This window comes from Paraburkholderia sp. 32 (genome assembly GCF_050435345.1).
Taxonomy (GTDB): domain Bacteria; phylum Pseudomonadota; class Gammaproteobacteria; order Burkholderiales; family Burkholderiaceae; genus Paraburkholderia; species Paraburkholderia tuberum.
Map to the genome: position 1 here is coordinate 3,300,388 of NZ_JBNDKD010000003.1, position 19,143 is coordinate 3,319,530.

The 19,143-nt window shown below is 62.7% G+C and carries 14 protein-coding genes; 5 read left to right on the plus strand and 9 right to left on the minus strand.

Annotation, left to right across the window (positions count from 1 at the left end; translation table 11 throughout):
- Positions 1 to 205 precede the first annotated feature (205 nt).
- Positions 206 to 2,260, plus strand: coding sequence for a sigma-54-dependent Fis family transcriptional regulator (locus OKW26_RS38060; protein ID WP_429356790.1), 2,055 nt, complete (start codon positions 206 to 208; stop codon positions 2,258 to 2,260).
- A gap of 151 nt (positions 2,261 to 2,411) precedes the next feature.
- Here the strand turns inward: OKW26_RS38060 and acs are convergent, their stop codons facing one another.
- The gene (gene acs, locus OKW26_RS38065; protein WP_429356791.1) at positions 2,412 to 4,472 is read right to left on the minus strand and encodes an acetate--CoA ligase; all 2,061 of its coding nucleotides are present in this window, start codon (positions 4,470 to 4,472) and stop codon (positions 2,412 to 2,414) included.
- Positions 4,473 to 4,758: 286 nt separating this feature from the next.
- On the opposite strand from acs, the gene OKW26_RS38070 reads away from it, so the two are divergent.
- A complete protein-coding gene (locus tag OKW26_RS38070; protein ID WP_187613469.1) occupies positions 4,759 to 5,181 on the plus strand; it encodes an ACT domain-containing protein in 423 nt (140 codons plus the stop codon).
- A 345-nt stretch (positions 5,182 to 5,526) separates the two neighbouring features.
- On the opposite strand, the gene OKW26_RS38075 is transcribed toward OKW26_RS38070, so the two are convergent.
- On the minus strand, positions 5,527 to 6,105 hold the full coding sequence (locus tag OKW26_RS38075; RefSeq protein ID WP_184059554.1) for an acetate uptake transporter: 579 nt from the start codon (positions 6,103 to 6,105) through the stop codon (positions 5,527 to 5,529).
- A gap of 604 nt (positions 6,106 to 6,709) precedes the next feature.
- Positions 6,710 to 7,825, minus strand: coding sequence for a lactonase family protein (locus tag OKW26_RS38080; protein ID WP_429356792.1), 1,116 nt, complete (start codon positions 7,823 to 7,825; stop codon positions 6,710 to 6,712).
- Between the two features lie 682 nt (positions 7,826 to 8,507).
- Here OKW26_RS38080 and OKW26_RS38085 point away from each other — a divergent pair.
- Positions 8,508 to 9,503, plus strand: coding sequence for a LysR substrate-binding domain-containing protein (locus tag OKW26_RS38085; protein WP_429356793.1), 996 nt, complete (start codon positions 8,508 to 8,510; stop codon positions 9,501 to 9,503).
- Here the strand turns inward: OKW26_RS38085 and OKW26_RS38090 are convergent.
- The 4 genes from OKW26_RS38090 to OKW26_RS38105 form a co-directional block, all read right to left on the minus strand.
- A complete protein-coding gene (locus OKW26_RS38090) occupies positions 9,461 to 10,411 on the minus strand; it encodes a cupin domain-containing protein (RefSeq protein ID WP_429356794.1) in 951 nt (316 codons plus the stop codon). The two genes, OKW26_RS38085 and OKW26_RS38090, sit on opposite strands and share 43 nt — an antisense overlap.
- A 216-nt stretch (positions 10,412 to 10,627) precedes the next feature.
- Positions 10,628 to 11,947 (minus strand): MFS transporter, encoded by a 1,320-nt coding sequence (locus OKW26_RS38095; RefSeq protein WP_429356795.1) that lies wholly within the window; start codon positions 11,945 to 11,947, stop codon positions 10,628 to 10,630.
- 140 nt (positions 11,948 to 12,087) lie between these two features.
- The gene (locus OKW26_RS38100; RefSeq protein WP_090803537.1) at positions 12,088 to 12,846 is read right to left on the minus strand and encodes an SDR family oxidoreductase; all 759 of its coding nucleotides are present in this window, start codon (positions 12,844 to 12,846) and stop codon (positions 12,088 to 12,090) included.
- A 91-nt stretch (positions 12,847 to 12,937) separates the two neighbouring features.
- Positions 12,938 to 14,377: an aldehyde dehydrogenase family protein gene (locus OKW26_RS38105; RefSeq protein WP_429356796.1), complete on the minus strand. Its 1,440-nt coding sequence runs from the start codon at positions 14,375 to 14,377 to the stop codon at positions 12,938 to 12,940.
- Between the two features lie 298 nt (positions 14,378 to 14,675).
- Here OKW26_RS38105 and ppa point away from each other — a divergent pair, with 298 nt between their 5' ends.
- Both ppa and OKW26_RS38115 read left to right on the plus strand, forming a co-directional pair.
- Positions 14,676 to 15,203 carry an inorganic diphosphatase gene (gene ppa / locus OKW26_RS38110; protein ID WP_090803541.1) on the plus strand — a complete coding sequence of 176 codons (528 nt, stop codon included), beginning with the start codon at positions 14,676 to 14,678 and terminating at the stop codon, positions 15,201 to 15,203.
- 288 nt (positions 15,204 to 15,491) lie between these two features.
- Positions 15,492 to 17,588, plus strand: coding sequence for an FUSC family protein (locus OKW26_RS38115; protein ID WP_429356797.1), 2,097 nt, complete (start codon positions 15,492 to 15,494; stop codon positions 17,586 to 17,588).
- Between the two features lie 6 nt (positions 17,589 to 17,594).
- Here OKW26_RS38115 and OKW26_RS38120 read toward each other — a convergent pair whose 3' ends face one another.
- Both OKW26_RS38120 and OKW26_RS38125 read right to left on the minus strand, forming a co-directional pair.
- Positions 17,595 to 17,912: a GIY-YIG nuclease family protein gene (locus OKW26_RS38120; RefSeq protein ID WP_429356798.1), complete on the minus strand. Its 318-nt coding sequence runs from the start codon at positions 17,910 to 17,912 to the stop codon at positions 17,595 to 17,597.
- Positions 17,913 to 17,922: 10 nt separating this feature from the next.
- The gene (locus tag OKW26_RS38125) at positions 17,923 to 19,092 is read right to left on the minus strand and encodes a GNAT family N-acetyltransferase (protein WP_429356799.1); all 1,170 of its coding nucleotides are present in this window, start codon (positions 19,090 to 19,092) and stop codon (positions 17,923 to 17,925) included.
- Positions 19,093 to 19,143 lie beyond the last annotated feature (51 nt).

Genomic DNA, 19,143 nt, shown 5'->3' on the forward strand with positions numbered 1-19,143 from the left:
CTGCATGGCGGAGGTGTTCCGTTTCGGAACAGTTGCGCGGGCAGCGGGTGTTCAGAAACGCCGCAGATTCGGCCGACGCTGACGCAGAACAAGGATGCGGGCCCGCGCGGGGTCGCCGCGCGCGTCGGGCGGACTGGCAAAGGGAGTATTCTGTCGACACGCATCAAAGCGTCCGGCACGACCCGGGCGCATTCAGGAGGAGACAATGCGCGACGACGTTCATCCGCTCGGCGTGGCGGCGGCTAACCGCTCCAAAGGTTGGCCCGCACCGGCGATCCAGAAAGCCCACGAACGCTCCGAGACGTTCGGCCTGCGCGCATCGATCCGGCCGGATTACGACATCCTGTCCGACACGGGCCTCGCGCTGAAGCGCGAACAGAACCAGGTGCTGTGCGCGCATGCGATGCCGGTCATGGAGACGCTGCGCGAGCAGATCGTCAACACGCAAAGCATGATCGTGCTGACCAACGCCGATGGGTTGATCCTGCATTCGATCGGCGACGACGATTTTCTGCATCGCGCGGAAAAAGTGGCGCTGCGGCCTGGCGCGAACTGGGCCGAGGATCGTCAGGGGACCAACGCGATCGGTACCTCGCTGGCCGAGGGGTGTGCGATGGTCGTTCATGGCGATCAGCACTATCTGGCTGCTAACCGCTTCCTGACCTGTTCGAGTGTGCCGATTCTCGATCCGTACGGCGATCTGATCGGCGTGCTCGACGTGACGGGCGACCACCGCAGCTATCACCAGCACACGACGGCACTCGCGAAAATGTCGGTGCAGATGATCGAAAACCATCTGTTCTCGACTGCGTTTCGCGACGTCCTGCAAGTATCTTTCCACGGACGTCCTGAGTTTCTCGGCACGCTGATGGAAGGGATCATTGCATTTACCGATGATGGTCGCTTTCTGTCCGCGAATCGAAGTGCGCAGTTTCAGTTGGGCTTGTCGCTCGCTGCGTTGCGCGCGCATACGCTGTCGTCGCTATTTCAGATCTCGTATGCGCAATTGATCGACCGGTTGACGCATGGCGTTGCGCCGCATCTGATGCTGAATTTGCACAACGGTGCGGTGGTTTGCGCGCGCGGGCAGTTCAGGCGGGCGTCGTTTGGGCTGGGGCATGGGGCGGTGGTTGCGCAAGGTGTCGCCGCACCGCGACCGGTATGCGCAAACGCGCGTCAGCCGGTTGCGGGACTGTCGCGGCTCAGCGATCTCGATACCGGCGATGCTCGTGTGTCCGCACTGATCGCGAAGGTTCGCAAGGTGCTCGGCAAGGATATTCCGATTCTGATCACCGGCGAGACCGGTACCGGCAAGGAGTTGCTCGCGCAGGCGATTCATAACGATTCGCCGCGAGGTGAGGGGCCGTTCGTTGCGGTTAACTGTGCTTCGATTCCGGAGTCGCTGATCGAATCTGAGCTATTCGGGTATGAAGAGGGTGCGTTTACCGGCGCGCGGCGTAAAGGGGCGATCGGCAAGCTGATGCAGGCGAATGGAGGCACGCTGTTTCTCGATGAGATCGGGGATATGCCGTATTCGTTGCAGGTGCGGTTGCTGCGTGTTTTGCAGGAGCGGGTTGTGACGCCGCTTGGGGCGACGCGGGCGGTTCCTGTCGATGTCTCCATTATTTGCGCGACCCACCGCAACTTGCGCGAGATGATCGCGCAGAACCAGTTTCGTGAGGATCTTTACTATCGGATCAACGGGCTTGCGGTTCGGTTGCCGGCGTTGCGTGAGCGGAGCGATCTCGCGGTCGTCGTTCAAAAGATGTTGCAGTGGGAATCAGTCGAAAGCGGGGGGCGGCAGGCGCTCAGCGTTGCGGCTGATGTGATGGCGGTGTTCGGGCGACATGCGTGGCCGGGTAACTGTCGGCAACTGGCTAATCTGCTGCGCACTGCGGCGGCGATGGTGGATGAGGATGGGGTGATTCGGTGGGAGCATTTGCCGGATGATTTTTTGGATGATGTGGGGGGCGCGGGTTGCGGCGATGGCGAGGTTGGACAGGGGGACTCTGCTGCGTCGGCCGCTCCGAGGTCTTCAGCCATCTCGGCCGGTTCGGCTGCGGATGCCCCTGCTGCTGGCGATGCGTCGCTGCCCGACGGTGCTCGGCTGCAGGATGTTGCCACCTCTGTGGTTGCGATGACGCTGGCGCGCCACGGCGGAAACGTGTCTGCTGCGGCGCGTGCGCTCGGGGTCTCGCGGAACACGATCTATCGCAGGATGCCGGCTGTGCAGCCGGGGCGGGTGGCGGAAAAGGATTGACGCGGGAGTTTTCGCAGGACCAATCGATAATGGCCGCGGTGACCGGCCAGTTTTCCCTATGAGTCGAGTCACATGGGTGACGAAGGCTGCGGCGCCCGATGGCCGCCCGCCCGCCGCGCGCGCCGCGTGATGATCATGGACGTAGCCCCCATTACTTCACGAGCTCCCGCAGACTGTCAACGACCTCCGGGTTAGCCAGCGTGGATACGTCTCCGGGGTCTTGATGGTTTGAAAGTGCTGCGAGCACGCGCCGCATGATCTTGCCCGACCGGGTCTTGGGCATGTCCGGAACAATGACCACCCGGTGCGGCTTCGCGATGGCTCCGATCCGATCGACCACCGAGTCTGTGACCCGCTTTGCAAGCTCCTCCGAAGCTTCCACTCCGGGCTTTAACGAAACATACAGTTCGGGCACTCTGCCCTTGATCTCGTCGGCGACCGGCACGACAGCCGCTTCGACGACTTCGGGGACAAGCAGGGCGGCTGACTCGATTTCTTTGGTACCGAGGCGATGGCCGGCGACGTTGATCACGTCGTCGATGCGACCGAGAATCCGGAAGTAGCCGTCCGCAGCGTCGACAGCACCGTCTCCCGCCATGTAGGGCCAGTCGCGCCAGTCCTTGCTCTTGGGATCCCGGCAGTAGCGGGCATAGTACGTTTTCACGTAGCGCTCCGGAGCCCTCCAGATGGTCTGAAACGCGCCGGGCCACGGATTGAGAATGCAGATGTTGCCCGCCTTGCCGGAACCGCTTGCAAGTTCATTACCGGCGTCGTCATAAATCACCGGATGAATGCCAGGTATTCCCGGACCGGCACTGCCGGGCTTCATCTTGTGCAACGCCGGCACCGTGCTGCAAAGGAACCCGCCCGTTTCAGTTTGCCACCACGTGTCGACAATGACGGCCTCCCCCTTCCCGACAGACCGGTGATACCACTTCCAGACTTCGGGCTCGATGGGTTCGCCCACGGTCGTCATGTGCTTGAAGTGATAGCTGTACTTCGCGGGTTCGTCCGGTCCGCTGCGCCGCAGTGCGCGGATCGCAGTCGGCGACGTGTGGAAGATATTGACGCCGAGGTTTTCGGCAATTCGCCAAGGGCGCCCGGCATCGGGGTAGACGGGCACGCCTTCGTACACGACCGACGAGGCCGCGAGCGCGAGCGGGCCGTAGACAATGTAGGAGTGACCGGTAATCCAGCCGATGTCGGCCATGCACCAATACACGTCCTCGGGGTGGATGTCCTGGATGTATTTCGATGTCCAGGCGACGTAGGCGAGATAGCCTCCAATGGAATGCTGGCACCCCTTGGGGCGGCCCGTGGTACCGCTCGAATACATGAGGAATAGCGGTGCCTCAGCGGGCATCTGCACGGGCTCGACACGTTTGCCGCGGAACGCCTTGAGGGCGTCGTTGACGATGACATCGCGTTCTTCCACGAGCTGCGTCGGACTCGAATACTTGCCCGGATACCGCTGCCAGATCAGAACCTTCTCGGCCTGGTGACCCTTCCCGGCAGCTTCGGCGAACGCGGTGTCGGCTTTTTCCTTGTGATCGATCAGCTTGCCGCCACGCCAGTAAGCGTCCATCGTAATCAGCAGACGGCTCTCGGAATCCAGGATGCGGTCGGCGCAGGCCGCGCCGCTGAAGCCGCTAAATACCTGCGAGTGAATCACTCCGAGCCGGGCGCAGGCGAGCATCGTGATGGGCAGCTCCGCCACCATAGGCATATGGAGAGTAACCCGGTCACCGGCTTTTAGACCGCAGAAGTCGCGTAGCATGGCCGCGAACTCGCTTACGCGGACATAAAGTTCCTGGTAGGTGACATGCTGGACCGTCTCGTCCTCGGGCTCTGGCACGAAATGGATCGCGGCCTTGTTCCGGTAGGCGGCGAGGTGACGATCCACGCAGTTGTAGCAGGCATTGATCCGGCCACCGACGAACCAGCGCCAGAACGGAGGATTGCTCGCGTCGAACATCGTGTCCCAGTACCTGTACCAGTCGAGAAGGTCCGCGAACTCCTTGAAGCACTCGGGGAATTTGTCGAGAGAGAAACGTGCGAACACTCCCGCGTCTGTCAGATTGGCTTGGGCGATGAACGAGGCGGGCGGCGGGAAATATTCCTCTTCAGGCCAGTGCACGGCGATTTGCGCCTCGGAAACCTCGGCCGCTTGTTGCTCTGCGGAAGCGCGGCGCGATGACTTGTCTCGTGACATGACAGTTCCTCCTTGCTTCTAGGTGCCCAGGGACACGAGGTGTCCCACGCTACCCGCGGCAGCGCGTCTTTTGACCTGTCTCATGGGTCTGGACACCAGGCGCGACAGTCCGTGCGCTGCATAACGAATTTAAGGCCAGGGCGGATGCAATGCCAAGCAACGTATTCCCTGTCAAAGAACTGCATCCCGAGGGCCAAAGGTGTTAGCGCGACGACGAGCGTTGACTTGCCGGTCGCTCAACCCTGAACTAAATTTTCATTGGGGTTCATCAAACGGGAGAGGCGCCATGGATCTGCTCGTTGAACGTGTCGATGTATGGGCGGCCACAATCGAGGACAGGCCCGGCGGTCTCGCCGAAGTGTTAAGTGTCCTGCGAGATGCCGGAGCGAACCTGCAATTCATCATCTCCCGTCGAACTGCGGAAGCACCCGGGAAGGCGGTCGTGTTTCTCGCGCCGCTTCAGAACGACCGAGAAATTCGTGCCGCCTCGCAGGTGGGGTTCAACGTCCTCCCGAGTCTTCACCCGGTGCGGGTGATGGGCCCCGACCGGCCGGGCATCATTGCAGAGTTGACCCAAAAGTTGGCTACCGGGGGAATCAACCTTCGCGGCGTTTCGGCTGCCGCTATCGGCACACAGTTCGTTGCCTACCTGGCAATGGACGCGCTGGGTGACACGATTCGTGCAATGGAGATTTTGCAGCAGGCGTAGGACGTTGCGCCGCCGCGACCAAAAGGAGTGCTTGCGTGCCGCGCCGGCCGTGGGACGCCATCGCAGCAACGCCCTGACACGTTTATGACGTCGTAGAGCCGGCCAGTGATCACACCCGCCGATAGCGCGAATTGTCAGGGGGTATTCGTTCGAACATCAGAGTTCCTCATCGAACGGCGATCCATCGCCTCGTAACGAGTCCAGTCGTTCCACATTTCATTTCTCGACCCACTTAGCTGATACCGGAAAGACTCGATACTCAGACTTGGTCTCCGTCTCCGTGGAGCACCGCAGGCCTGACTGGCCGGCGCGCTTGCTGCACGCCGGCCGACCCGCGCCGAGTGGCTAGGCCGCTCGCGGATGGGCTTGTGCCCAGTCGTGTGTCGGAAGCACGGTGTGTCCGAAGCTTTCGTTGATCACCATCGCCGCCGACGCATAGAACGCCAGTAGAGCGGTAATCAAGCCTACATAGCCGCCGGCCCGCGTGGCAACGCCCATACCTGTCCATGCGCCGATCGCCAACAGCAGAAAAGTGACCCACAGCGAGAGAAACACCAGTTGCACAGACGTACTCGTGTGCAGCGAGCCGATCCACATGTAGAACGTGAAGACCCCCCACACAAACAGATACCAGCCGATGAAGGCCTCAGGCACCTTGGTGCCCAGGAACGCGACAAACAGCGCAAAGGACCACCAGAAGGAGCCGTAACTGAGGAACGCCACCGTGCCTAGCGTATTGCCGCGTGGAAATTCGAGCACGCCCGCGATCATCTGCGCCGTGCCGCCGAAAGCGAACGCTAGCGCCAGCACGAGCCCCAAGGCATCCTTGTCGAACCAGCCGGCGTTCACCATGCTGAGCATCCATGTGGTGAATGCGAATCCAGCGAGCCCGAGCGGCGCCGGGTTGGCTAACTTACTGTTCATAAACCGCCTCCTTGGTGGTTAGCATCTGAGACATATCCGGAGACGATACGAATCCCTCGGTCGCCGCCGAACGCGACCGCGCCATGCTCGCTATCGATGGCCATCAGCGCAATATGCGTTCGGCCCAATTTGTGGCGCAGCCACGTGCAAGCCTGCGCGGTTGAACTTAAGTGTAGGATGCGTTGCGCCGCTCGCCGAATCGGATGGTACTGATCTGGCTGGAGGATGACCGCCAGATAGACGCAGCGTGTCGCTACCCGTATGAACGTGATCGAAAGCGGGTCAATGGCGTTCGAGCGTCGGTTGGGCACTCAAGAGCGGCCTCTTGGCCGGACCCGTGCCAACCGGCCGGATCGGCCATGGGAGGGCCGGGAGTCAATGTGACTCCAGGAAGCCTTGAAGAAAGTGATGGGATTCGACTCGCTCACCGTCGCCCGTTTGGACTCACCTAACACCTGCTTGACCGGGAGCCTCGATTTCAATCGGATCAAGGTGGACGGCGGGTGCTCAGCGGTACCGGCAACGTTCTTGCGCGAAGGCTGCCGATACAGGGATACGAAAGCATGATCCCGCGTGCACATCTCCCCGCGCGGGGGAGATGTGTCTAGCGCGCCGCGATCCCTTGTGCCCCCGGCGGTACGCCGGTGACTGAGCCAAGTGGCTCGAGTGTTCCCTCTGGCATCACGCGAAAGCCACTTACAGCGCCGTTACCTTCACGAACGTAGAGGAATTTGCTGTGACCACTGAGCGCCATGTCAAGGGGAGCGCTGAGTGTGCCTGCAGTCGGATTGAGCAAGCGTACTGTGCCGTCCGCCGCGATCCGCAGACTGCTGATCGAGCCGCTACCGGCATTGGCCGTGTAGGCAAAACGTCCATCGCCCGTGGTGACAAGCCAGCAAGGGGCGCTCTGGCCCAAGGGAATTGCTGCACTGATGGAAGTCAGATGTTTGCTGTCCTCGACCTCATATGAGGAAACCGAACCAGATCCGGCCTCGGAGACGATCGCATAACCCCGGGTCGTGATGGAAAAGCCGAACGGCGTGACGCCGTTTGACGCATGGGGGGTTGGAGTCTTCGAGGCGTAACCGGTGAAGCCGACATAATACGTGTCAATGAGTTGTGTGCCCTTTTCGGTCACGAGCAGTTCGTTGCCTTCCGGCGCAAACTTCACTTGCGCGGGCTGGGCGGAGTTTCCGCCGGCAAGTGGTCGTTGTGAGCCTGGTAATGGAACGAGACGCTTGCCAAACGCGTCGACGATAAAGCCATTGATGTTCGGTGTGCCTCCGGCATTGAGCACATACGCGATGGGCCCCTTGACTGTCACGCTGACGGGCATTTGACCGCCCGATGGTTTTTTGTCGAGCAGCGTCAGTTTGCTGCCGTCGACCGCGAACAGCGAAACATCATTGCTGCCCGGGTTCACGGCGAACAGAAAGCCCCCTTGCAACGTCAGCGAACCCTGCGAGCCTAGCGGATCGGTTCCTGTGCCTGCTCCTTGGCCGCCGGTTGAGTACGTGGCTTCGTAGGTGAGTATTCCGTTGGCAGCCCGCGAATAGACAAGAACCGAGTTCCCGGACGGCTGGTTTGACAGAACGTAAACCGCTCCTGGCGGATCGACCTCCGAATCGGCTTGCGCAATGCTGATTGAAGCGAATCCTAACGCCGTCGCGAACGCGATGGTTCGCAATAGAAACGTTAAACGGCACTTGAAAAATGACATGGCGTACTCCTTGCGTGGGCGACGAGCGAACGGGTGACGTCGGATGGACGAGTGGGCAGAGCAGGTAGCTGTACGTTACGTCCTTGATAAATTGGGCTACAGGCAGACCTGCAAGAGCGTTACCCAGTTCGCGAGCTGTTTCATTACTTCACCCCTTGTCGCGTTTACTACACGGGGGTTAAGGAGGTCGAACAGGGAACATCGGGCAGCGGTGGATTGGTCGGGAGCCGGGTCGCGACTATTCGGCGTCGTACATCTCCGTTCGGCTTGACTGCGGCTCTCGCGGACCTGAGTCAAGGGCGGTTTTCGTTGGACGTACAGCCATTCGCCGCCCCTCGTTTGTATATAGTCCATCTGGGCCGCTTGACCATGAACATTTTTTGACGGTGCTCCCGATGCCGTTGAATCCCGGCAAAGGTATGACTGATCCGCCAGTAAGTGCTGCCAATGGACTACCTTCGGCCTTGACTTGAAAAGCCCTTCGGGGCGAACAGATTGACGATGGCCTCCTGTAGGGCAGCAAGGGGACATTCGTCAACGTGGATTGAGTGACTCGAAGGGGTCGCGTGCCGCCAATCGCTGCCGGGCTGCAGCCGGGGAACGAGCGACACTCGCCCGCGCCGGGGCAGTACACTACCGGTCTCGGCAAAAGCCAGGTAATCCCATCCACGTCAGACAGTCCATGGACTACTTCGCCGCAGTACGGGCCTTCGTTTGCGCAGCGGAACTGCAGAGCTTCAGCAAGACGGCCAATGCACTGTCAGTCAAGACCTCGACTGTCTCCCGCTACGTAAGCGAACTCGAAAGAGATCTAGGCATCGCCCTATTCAACCGGTCGACGCGCGGCCTCGTCCTGACAGAAGGCGGCCGGCTGTTTCGTGAACATGCCTTGTTAGCGTTGCAAGCACTCGATGACGCGCGCGAAGTGACGTCGTCGCTAAATCGCACGCCACAAGGCGTGCTGCGCGTGACAATGCCACCGGCATTCGGCCGCCTGCACATCGTGCCGCATCTGCCGGCCTTCATGGCGCGCTATCCTGATATCGACCTCGACATCGTCTCTACGGACGAAACGCTCAACATGATCGATGCGGGCATTGATGTGGCGATCCGTACCGGCGTGCTGCCCGATTCGTCATTGATGGCGAGGCGCCTGGCACCGCATCGTCGTATCGTCTGTGGCAGCCCGGCGTATTTCGCGCGTAGCGGCACACCGCGTGTGCCTGGCGATCTGGCCGCGCGCGATGCGCTTCGCGTGTCCCTGGTCCCGGACGACAAATGGTATTTCACGCTGGTCACCGCGGACGCGCGGGCGTCGCAAGAACAGGAACAGGTGCTGGTGGAGTTGCAGGGGCGCTTGCGCGCTGACGACTCCGAAGCCGTGCTCGCGCTCGCCGTGGCCGGTTGTGGCGTGGCGCTCCTGCCGACATGGCTCGCCTCTACGGCCCTGCGCGGAGGACGCTTGCAGCACGTGCTACCGGAATGGGAAGCACGCACCGGACGAGCCGAACCCGCGGTCTGGGCGGTCTACCCACCGAAGAAGATCGTCTCGTCGAAGGTGCGCGCCTTCGTGGATTTCTATGCCGAGTCGTTTGGCGAGCCGCCGTACTGGGACGACGGCCTCGCACTGGAGCGTCAGCCTTGTTGGGCGAAGCGGATGTCTAGCGTGCGCAGGTAAGTCTGCAAGCCTGCATCCTGAATCGGAATCACATAGGCGTTTTCGTTCGTTTCGTTGAAATGCGCATGCCAGTGTCCCGGCGGCGTGACGAATGCCATTCCCGTTTTCCAATCGACGCGGGTCGGCTTCACGATATTGCCATCCCTGTCCAGTTCCGTTCCGACCAGCGTATAGACACCCGGCTTGCCGCTGGCGATGAAGTCGAGTGCAATCGACTGGTGCCGGTGCGGCTTCTGCACCGAGTTGGGCGGCACGATGCCGAACATCGCCCACAACACATGCGTGACCGTGCGCGTGTGCGGAAAGTTGGTGTTGCCCATTAGTACGCTGATGCGGTTGCGACGACCCGCGTTCGCTTGTTCCGCGACCGCGCGCAGTGCTGCCTGCGCCTCGGCGGCCGGATAGCGTGTCGGCGCAAAGCGCGCATGTACCCCGGTGGTACCAAGATAGGTGAGCAGCGGCGCGTCATTGACGTAATAGAGCGTGGCCGTCGCAGCAGCGGACAGCACCGTGGCATGGCCGCCCGGGAACGTGAAGAAATCGCCCATCGAAAAGGGGAAGCTCGTTTCGGACTGCTGCACGCTACCCGCTCCGCTAATGACGTAGCAGACCTGCGAGGTCGCATTGGGATCGAGTGTCAACGCGTCGCCCGCATTGATGCGCAGGAAGTTGGCGCTCAAGCCGGGACCGGTCGCGGGACCCGGGCAGCCCAACTCCGCAGACAGGTCAAGCGGCACGACTCGGGTTGCGCCGTCTGCATAAAGCGAAGGCGAGAAGCTGCAGAACGGCACACGCGAGATGAGCTTCGCACCAATCGGATTGGCGGACGAAGTGTATTCGAAGTATTGCGCGTCTTCCGTGGCGACATTCGGTTTGGTGAGAAGCGCGGGGGATGTCCTGGTCAGCATGGTCTTGCTCCTTTTGAGTTTTGAGGGGGCTTCGCGCGGTTCCATTTGTGAGGATCCGCATCCGAAGGCTGACCTGACTTTAGGCGCGGGGCGTTGGCGCCGGAAGTGCCGGACATCGAAATCACCTTTGCGCAAAAGGAACACCGTGCCACGACGGTTTCGAGGCGCGGCGGGTTGTTCGTGCCGGGCCGCTAGGCAGTTCATCGTCGGCCAAGGTTACTTATTAACCATCCTCGCCGGCACACTAATAGCAAGCAAACCGCCCAGCACCATGAACGCCGCCAACATATACATCCCCGAATCGTTCGCCGCGGTAACCTCCTTCAACCACCCCACAGCATAAGGACTAAGGAAACCGGCAAGGTTGCCAATCGAATTAATCATCGCAATCCCGGCAGCGGCGCCGGTGCCTGCCAGAATCGCCGTAGGCAAACTCCAAAACAACGGCAGTGTAGTGAGGATGCCCATGGTAGCCAGCGTCAACCCAGTCATGGCAAGCAGGGTGTTATGCGCCCAAACGACGGAAAGCACGAGCCCCACAGCACCAAGAAACGCCGGCAACGCAATATGCCATCTCCGTTCCCTCGACCGATCCGCACTCCGCGCCACAAACACCATCGCCACAACAGCCGCCGCAAACGGCACCGCCGATAGCAGCCCAATCAAAAACGCATCGGTAACGCCGGTCGATTTGATAATCGTCGGCAACCAGAAGCTCACCCCATAAAGCCCCATCACAAACGAGAAGTACGTGAGGCTCAACATCAACACCCGCCCGCTAGTGAGTACCTGCCGAATCGGCATATCGTGCTTGGTCGCTTCCTCAGCCGACACCTGACTCTCAAGCAACTGCTGCTCTTCCCGGGTCAGCCACTTAGCCTTCGAAATCCGATCATCGAGCATCACGAACACGATGATCCCAACCAGCACCGACGGCACCCCCTCGAGCAGAAACAGCCACTGCCACCCGTGCCACCCGTTCACGCCGTTGAAGTTCTTCAGGATGTACCCAGACACCGGCCCACCAATCACCCCCGACAACGCAATCGCCGTCATAAACCAGGTCGTCATCCGTCCACGCCGATGCGCCGGATACCAGTAGGTGAGATACAAAATAATCCCAGGAAAGAACCCCGCCTCTGCAAGTCCAAGCAAAAAGCGCATCACATAAAACATCGTCGGCGTGGTGACTAACATCGTCAGCATGGATATCACGCCCCACGAAATCATGATCCGCGCGATCCAGACACGCGCGCCGACCTTATGCAGGATCACGTTGCTCGGCACTTCGAAGATGAAATAGCCGAGGAAGAAAATCCCCGCGCCGAAGCCATACACGGCATCGCTCAAGCCAAGATCGGTGCTCATCCCCAGCTTCGCGAAGCCGACGTTCACACGGTCCAGATAGGCAACGATGTAGCAGAGCATCAATAGCGGCGCGAGCCGCCAGGTAACCTTGCGATAAGTCGCCTCTTCGAACGTCGAAGGCGGCGCGCCAGCGCCGGGATGATGAAGCGGATTTGCAGGACTAGCCATGACTACGTCTCCTCTTTTTTATGGAATTGAAGTGCCGCCGCCGCACGATTCTATCCGCGCCAGGTCTTTTGCAGGACGAATCGATATCGGGGGAAAACACTGACTGCGCACGCAGTGCGTGCGCAGCGCTTCACCTACCGCTACACGCAGCGCCCCCCATCCACTTCGAGGCACACGCCGGTAATAAACTCCGCCTCATCCGAAGCCAGATACAGCGCCGCATTCGCAATATCCTGCGGCGTCGAAAACCGCCCGAGAGGAATCCCTGCCAGGAACTTCTGCCGGTTCTGCGGCGTATCCTCGACCCCCATGAACTCGGACAGCAGCGCGGTCTCACCGATCACCGGATTCACGCAGTTCACGCGAATCCGCTCCGGCCCCAGCTCAACGGCGAGCGACTTGCTAGCGACGATCACCGCGCCCTTGCTGCCGTTGTACCAGACGAGCCCGGGCCGCGGCCGCACGCCCGCCGTCGACGCGATATTGATGAAGCTGCCGCCGCCTTGCTCGCGAAAATACGGCACGAACTCCTGCACGCTCCAGTAGATGCTCTTCACGTTCACCGCATAGACGCGGTCGAACTCGGCCTCGGTCACCTCGAGTACCGGCTTGTTGCGATGCGTGGTGCCCGCGTTGTTGACGACGATCTGCACGCTGCCGAAGTCTTCCAGCGCGGCCTCGCGCAGCGTGCGCCAGTCGTCGCGTTGCGCGACGTTGCCGGGGACCGCGATCGCCTTGCCGCCCGCAATCGCGATCTCACTCGCGACGCGCTCGGCGGCCGGCCCGTTGAGGTCGTTGACCACGACGTTCGCGCCTTCGCGCGCAAAGGTCTTTGCGATGCCTTCGCCGAAACCCGAACCGCCGCCCGTGACGATGGCCGTTTTACCTGTCAACCGCATGATGTCTCCGTTGTTTGTGATGGATAGAGCGATGCGTTGTTGCGTGTAACGTGCTGCTCGCGCCGATCGCGAGCGAGCCCTACGGCACCCGCTAGCCGTGCCGGATCGCGATCGTCTTCAGCACCGTAAAGCCATACAGCGCCTCGAAGCCTTTCTCGCGACCATGTCCCGAATGCTTGACGCCGCCGAACGGCAATTCGACGCCGCCGCCCGCGCCATAGTTGTTGATGAACACCTGGCCCGAGCGCACGCGTCGGGCGAGGCGCATCTGGCGCGCGCCATCGCGTGTCCAGATGCCGGCGACGAGCCCGAACTGCGTGCCGTTCGCGAGCGCGAGCGCTTCGGCTTCGTCGCGGAACGACATCGCGGCGAGCACCGGACCGAACACTTCGTCGCGCGCGAGGCGGTGGCTCGCGGGCACGTCGCGCAGCAAGGTCGGGGCCTGATAGAAGCCGCTTTCAGGCGCTTCGGGAATCACCTCGCCGTGCGCGGCCATCGCGATGCCGTCGTGTTGCGCGTCCGACAGAAAGTCCCACACGCGTTGCTGCTGTTTCGCGCTGATCAGCGGTCCGCAGTCGAGGTCGGCATTCGACGGCCCGACGCGCAACGCCTGAAAGGCGCTGCTGAGTCTGTCGAGCAGCGGCTCGTAAATCGCCTGCTCGATCAGCACGCGACTGCCCGCCGAGCAGGTTTGCCCGGCGTTCTGCACGATCGCGGAGATCAGCACCGGCAGCGCGGCGTCGAGATCGGCGTCGGCGAACACGATTTGCGGCGACTTGCCGCCGAGTTCGAGCGTGACCGGCACGTGGTTTTCGGCGGCCATCTGCGTGACGAGCTTGCCGGTTTCGGGCGAGCCCGTGAAGGAGATGTGATCGATGCCCGGATGACGCGCGAGCGCGACGCCCGCTTCGTGTCCATAGCCGGTCACGATGTTCAGCGCACCGGCCGGCAAGCCGGCCTCGGCGGCGAGCTCTGCGACGCGCAGCACGGAAAGGCACGCGTCCTCGGCCGGTTTGACGACGCATGCATTGCCGGTCGCGAGCGCCGCGCCGACGCTGCGCCCGAAGATCTGCATCGGGTAATTCCACGGCACGATGTGGCCGGTCACGCCGTGCGGCTCGCGGATCGTCAGCACCGTGTAGCCGGATTGGTAGGGCAGGGTTTCGCCGTGCAGCTTGTCGGCCGCGCCGGCGTAGAACTCGAAGTAGCGGGTCAGGGCGGCGGCGTCGGCGCGCGCCTGCCTGAGCGGTTTGCCGGTGTCGCGCGCTTCGAGCCGTGCAAGGTCTTCCTGGCGCGCTGTCACCAGCAGCGACAGCCGGTACAGCACGCGGCCGCGCTCGGCGGCGCTCAGCGCGCCCCATGCGCCGTCGAACGCTGCGCGTGCGGCGTGCACGGCGGTGTCGATATCGGCCTCGGTGCCGCGCGCGATGCGCGTGAACGGCTGGCCGTCCGAGGGATCGAGTACGGCGATCGATTCGCCGCCGGAAGCGGCGCACCACTCGCCGCCGATGAAATGCCGTGCTTCTTCCACGCATGCTCCTTGATGACGTGCGGCCGGCGTGCGGCGGCGCGGGTTCGAACGGGAGACACAAAACGGTAGAGACGCGAAGCGAGACGCCAGCCGATTATCGCGCCGATCCGACCGCGGATGCCACCTGCCGATTGGCTATAATGGCGCATTCCGTACGGTCCGGTGCGCGGCCCCGTCGTTCGGGGCGAGAGGGTTTCATCAGTGCCCGACGTTCGCGGTTCGCACACAGTTCGCACCGCATCCGCAGCCCGCGCGCCGTTCGCCGCCTTCCGATTTCCATCCCCTTCAGAGAGCGCTCATGAGCTTCAATCACGTTCCCGCAGGCAATGACCTTCCGCACGATTTCAACGTCATCATCGAAATCCCGGCGCAAAGCGACCCGGTGAAGTACGAAGCCGACAAGGACCTGGGCCTGCTCGTCGTCGACCGTTTCATCGGCACCGGCATGCGCTATCCGGCCAACTACGGCTTCATTCCGCAGACGCTGTCGGGCGACGGCGACCCGGTCGACGTGCTGGTGATCACGCCGTTCCCGCTGCTGGCAGGCTCGGTCGTGCGTGCCCGCGCGCTCGGCATGCTGCAGATGACTGATGAGTCCGGTGTCGACGCGAAGCTGATCGCCGTGCCGCACGACAAGATCTGCCCGATGACGGCGAACCTGAAGTCGGTCGACGACGTGCCCGCTTACCTGAAGGACCAGATCAAGCACTTCTTCGAGCAATACAAGGCGCTCGAGAAGGGCAAGTGGGTCAAGGTCGAAGGCTGGGCCGACGTCGATGCTGCCCACAAGGAAATCAGCGAAGGCGTGGCGAACTACAAGAAGTAAGCGCGCCGCGGTTCATCCGCTTGCTGCATGCAGTACGAAAACCGCGCGAGTCCGCAAGGACCGCGCGGTTTTTTCATCTGATTTGCGCGGCATTCGACTACCGTGCAACAAGCGCCGCGATCTTCGTCTGGCACGCGTCGTCTCGCGCGCATAACCTGAACGCATCGCTCCGATGAACGGAACGCATTTTTATATTTAGGTGTAAACCCTTATCATTCGCCGCACGACCTCGCGCGCGAACTCACGGCATCTACGCGCGTTTCCATCACTTCAAGAACCACGGTCCGGATGATGAACCGCAGCAAGCCCCACTCGACATCGCCGCGCTGGTCGACCCGGCTGCATTCGGTCGTCACCGCGATCTATCGCAAGCGGCCGGTCTGGATGGTGTCGTTCGCGGCGAGCGAGGCGAATCTGTCGGAGGGCTTGAGGGCGGCGTGCGCATCGACGGCGATGCTCGCGCTCGGCAACGTGCTGCACGATCCGGTGTTTGCGTGGGCGGCGATCGGCGCGTTCTGGACCTGCCTCGCCGATGCCGCCGGCTCGAACCGCGCGCGCTTCATGTCGATGATGAGCTTCGCGCTGCTGTCGACGCTGTGCGGCGGCATGACCGCGTTCGCGTCCGCCTCGGGTGCCGCGTGGGCCGCGCTCGCGGTGCTCGCGTTCACGACGCTCGGCGCGTTCGGCCGCATCTGGGGCGCGGCCACGTCGCAGGTGACGATCCTCGCGGCGACCGCCTGCATCGTGATGGTCGATCGGCCGATGCACGACGCGCGCGCGGGTGTCGCGTTTCTCGGCGTCTATCTGGTCGGCTGTCTGTTCGCGATCGTGCTGAGCTTGACGGTGTGGCGCATTCATCCATTCGGCGCGAGCCGCGCGTCGTTGCGCGCGGTGTATCTGCGCCTCGCCGATGTCGCGTTCGACAGCGCGCGGCTTGTCGGCGGCCGTGCCGCGCCGCGCGAATGGGCCACGCATGCCACGCGCTTTCGCGCCGATGCGCGCGCGTCGCTCGAACGTTCGCGCGATGCGCTCGCGAACGTGCCCGCATCGAAGGCGGGCGGGGCGGCCGTCTACGACACGTTGCTCGGCCTGCTGACCGATGGCGAAGCGCTGTTCGCGTATCTGATCGCTGTGTCGGGCGCGGGCGCGAAAGTGCCCGACGATTCGCGCCGCACGCAACGCGCGGTGCGCTCGCTCAATGCGATCGGCGAAGTGCTCAGCGACATCGGCAGCGCGACCGGCGACGCGCGCTGGGAACGTCTCGCGGACCCGCAGGCGCGTCTGCGGCGTCTCGCGCATCGGCTCGAAAGCGCGTTGCTCGAACCGGTGAAGCTGCAATCCGGTTTCGAGCTCGTCGATTTCGCGCCGCGTGAGGTGCACGTCGAGCCGTGGAGCGCGTGCATCGCGCGTTATACGGCGCGCGCGTGGTCGACGCTGAAGGCCAACCTGTCGTGGCAGTCGGTCGGCTTGCGCCATGCGGCGCGTGTCGGCGTGACGACGACGGCGGGCTTCGTCGTGATTCGCGCGCTCGGTCTGCCGTTCGGCTATTGGGCCACGATGGCCACGCTGCTGATCCTGCAGCCGTCGATCGCCGCGACCTGGCCGCGCAGCATCGAACGCGCGACGGGCAGTATCGTCGGCGGCGTGCTCGCGGCGGCGATCGGCTATGCGATTCATTCGCCGCTCGGCATCTCGCTCGCGGTGTTCCCGCTGGTGATGGCGACGATGGCGCTGCGCCCCGTCAGTTACAGCCTGTTCGTGCTGTTCCTGACGCCGACCTTCGTGCTGGTCGCCGACTTCGCGACGCCGGGCGCCAACGAGTTGGCGTTCGCGCTGACGCGGCTCGGCAACAACGTGCTCGGCTGCGTGCTCGCGCTGCTCGCGACGTTCCTTCTATGGCCGACGCGCGAGAAGCTCGATGTGCGCGTCTATCTCGGCGACGCGGTGCGCGCGAATCTGGCGTATCTGCGCGCGTCGCTCGACGCGCCTCGGCATGGCGGCAAGGAGATCGAGCAATTGCGCCGCGCCGCGGGCCTCACCAGCAACAACGCGGAGGAAGCGATCGGCCGCGTGCGGCTCGAAAAGCTCGAGGACTCGATGGCCGACACGGTCACGCTGACGGTGCTGAGCCTGCTGCGACGGATGGCCGGCACCGCGACGCAGTTGCGCCTCACCGCGAACCGTCGCGACATGCATAGCGAACTCGACGAATGGGTCGAGGCGATCAGCGCGGCGATCGAGGCCGCGCTGAACCGCACGTTACGGCCGGTGCGGCTCGAGTTACCCGCTCGCGAGCAGTTGACGTCGCTGGAAGCAGATGTGGTGGGCGAGCTGGCGCGGGTGCATCGGCTGCTGACGGAGAGGATGCGGGAGGCGAGGGGGTAGCACGACTCAGCCGTCGGAACGCTCGCCGTCTTCCGCGACATCATTCACCGCTGCAACCGGCAACACCGACTGCAGCGTGAACGCCCCGGCCGCCAGCGCCCGTTTATCGGCCGCCGTGAGCCGCTTGACCCAATACTCGGCGCTCGACGCGCTCGACCGGTCCGCCAGCTCGAACGACGCCAGCACCCGCACCGGCTTGCGCGAGCGCGTATAACGCGCGCCCGTGCCGCTCAGATGTTTGTCGAAGCGAGCAGCGACATCGGTCGCGATGCCGGTATAGACGCTGCCGTCCGAGCATTCGAGCAGATAGAGAAACCACGCCATAACCGCGCTTCTAGCCTTTGAACGGATTGTGTTCGCGCAGCTCGTCCACGTAAGCGTGGATGCTGTTTTTTTCGTTATCGAGGAAATGGCCGACCGCATCGCCGAACGCCGGATGCGCGAGCCAATGCGTCGAGCGCGTGACCGTGGGCAGAAAGCCGCGCGCCATCTTGTGCTCGCCCTGCGCGCCGCCTTCGAATGCGCCGAGCTTTTCTTCGATGCAGAATTCGAGCGGCTGATAGTACGCGGTTTCGAAGTGCAGGCACGGCACGTGTTCGAGCGCGCCCCAGTAGCGGCCATACAAGGTGCCGCCGGTTTTCTCGTCGCGCTGATAGACGACGAGCGAGCTCGCGATCGGCTTGCCTTCGTATTCGGCGATCACGAGCAGCAGATTCTCCGGCATCGACGCGCCGATCATCCGGAAGAAATCGAGGTTCAGATACGGACTCGAAAAATGCTCGCGATAGGTTTGCCGATAGCACTTGCTGAAGAAGCGCCAATCGGCATCCTCGATGTCTGCGCCGCGGATCCTTCGCATCGTGATGCCGGCCTCGTGCACCTTGCGCCGTTCGGCGCGGATGTTCTTGCGCTTCTTCTGTTCGAGCGTCGACAGAAAGTCTTCGAAGTCGCGATAGCCGTCGTTGAGCCAGTGAAACTGCACGCCTTCGCGTTGCATCATGCCGATATCGGTGAGCGCGTTCGCTTCGCTCTGCGTCGGAAACAGCACGTGCAGCGACGACACCTCGGCCTGCTCGGCGAACGCCATCAACGTGGCCGCGAGATGGCGCAACGCATGCTCGTTCGCCGACAGCAGCCGGTTGCCCTGTACCGGCGTGAAGGGCACCGCGCACAGCAGCTTCGGGTAATAGGGCAGGCCGTTGCGCTTGTACGCGTCGGCCCAGGCCCAGTCGAACACGTACTCGCCGTACGAGTGTCCCTTCAGATAGACGGGCGCCGCCGCTGCGAGCATGCCCGTGCGCGCGTCGGTCAGCGTGACGAATTGCGGCGCCCAACCGGTGTCGGGAACCGCGCATTGCGTCGCGTTGAGCGCGCTCAGAAACTCGTGCCGCAAAAACGGCGTGGGCTGCGCCTGCGCGGCGAGGAGGGCGTTCCACTCGGCGGCGTCCACCTCGGAGGGCGAGGCCAGAATGCCCGTGCGATAATCGATACGTTGCTGGTTCAATCTGAGTGACTGTATGCAATGACCGGCGCGGCGCTGTGAAACTGACGCTGC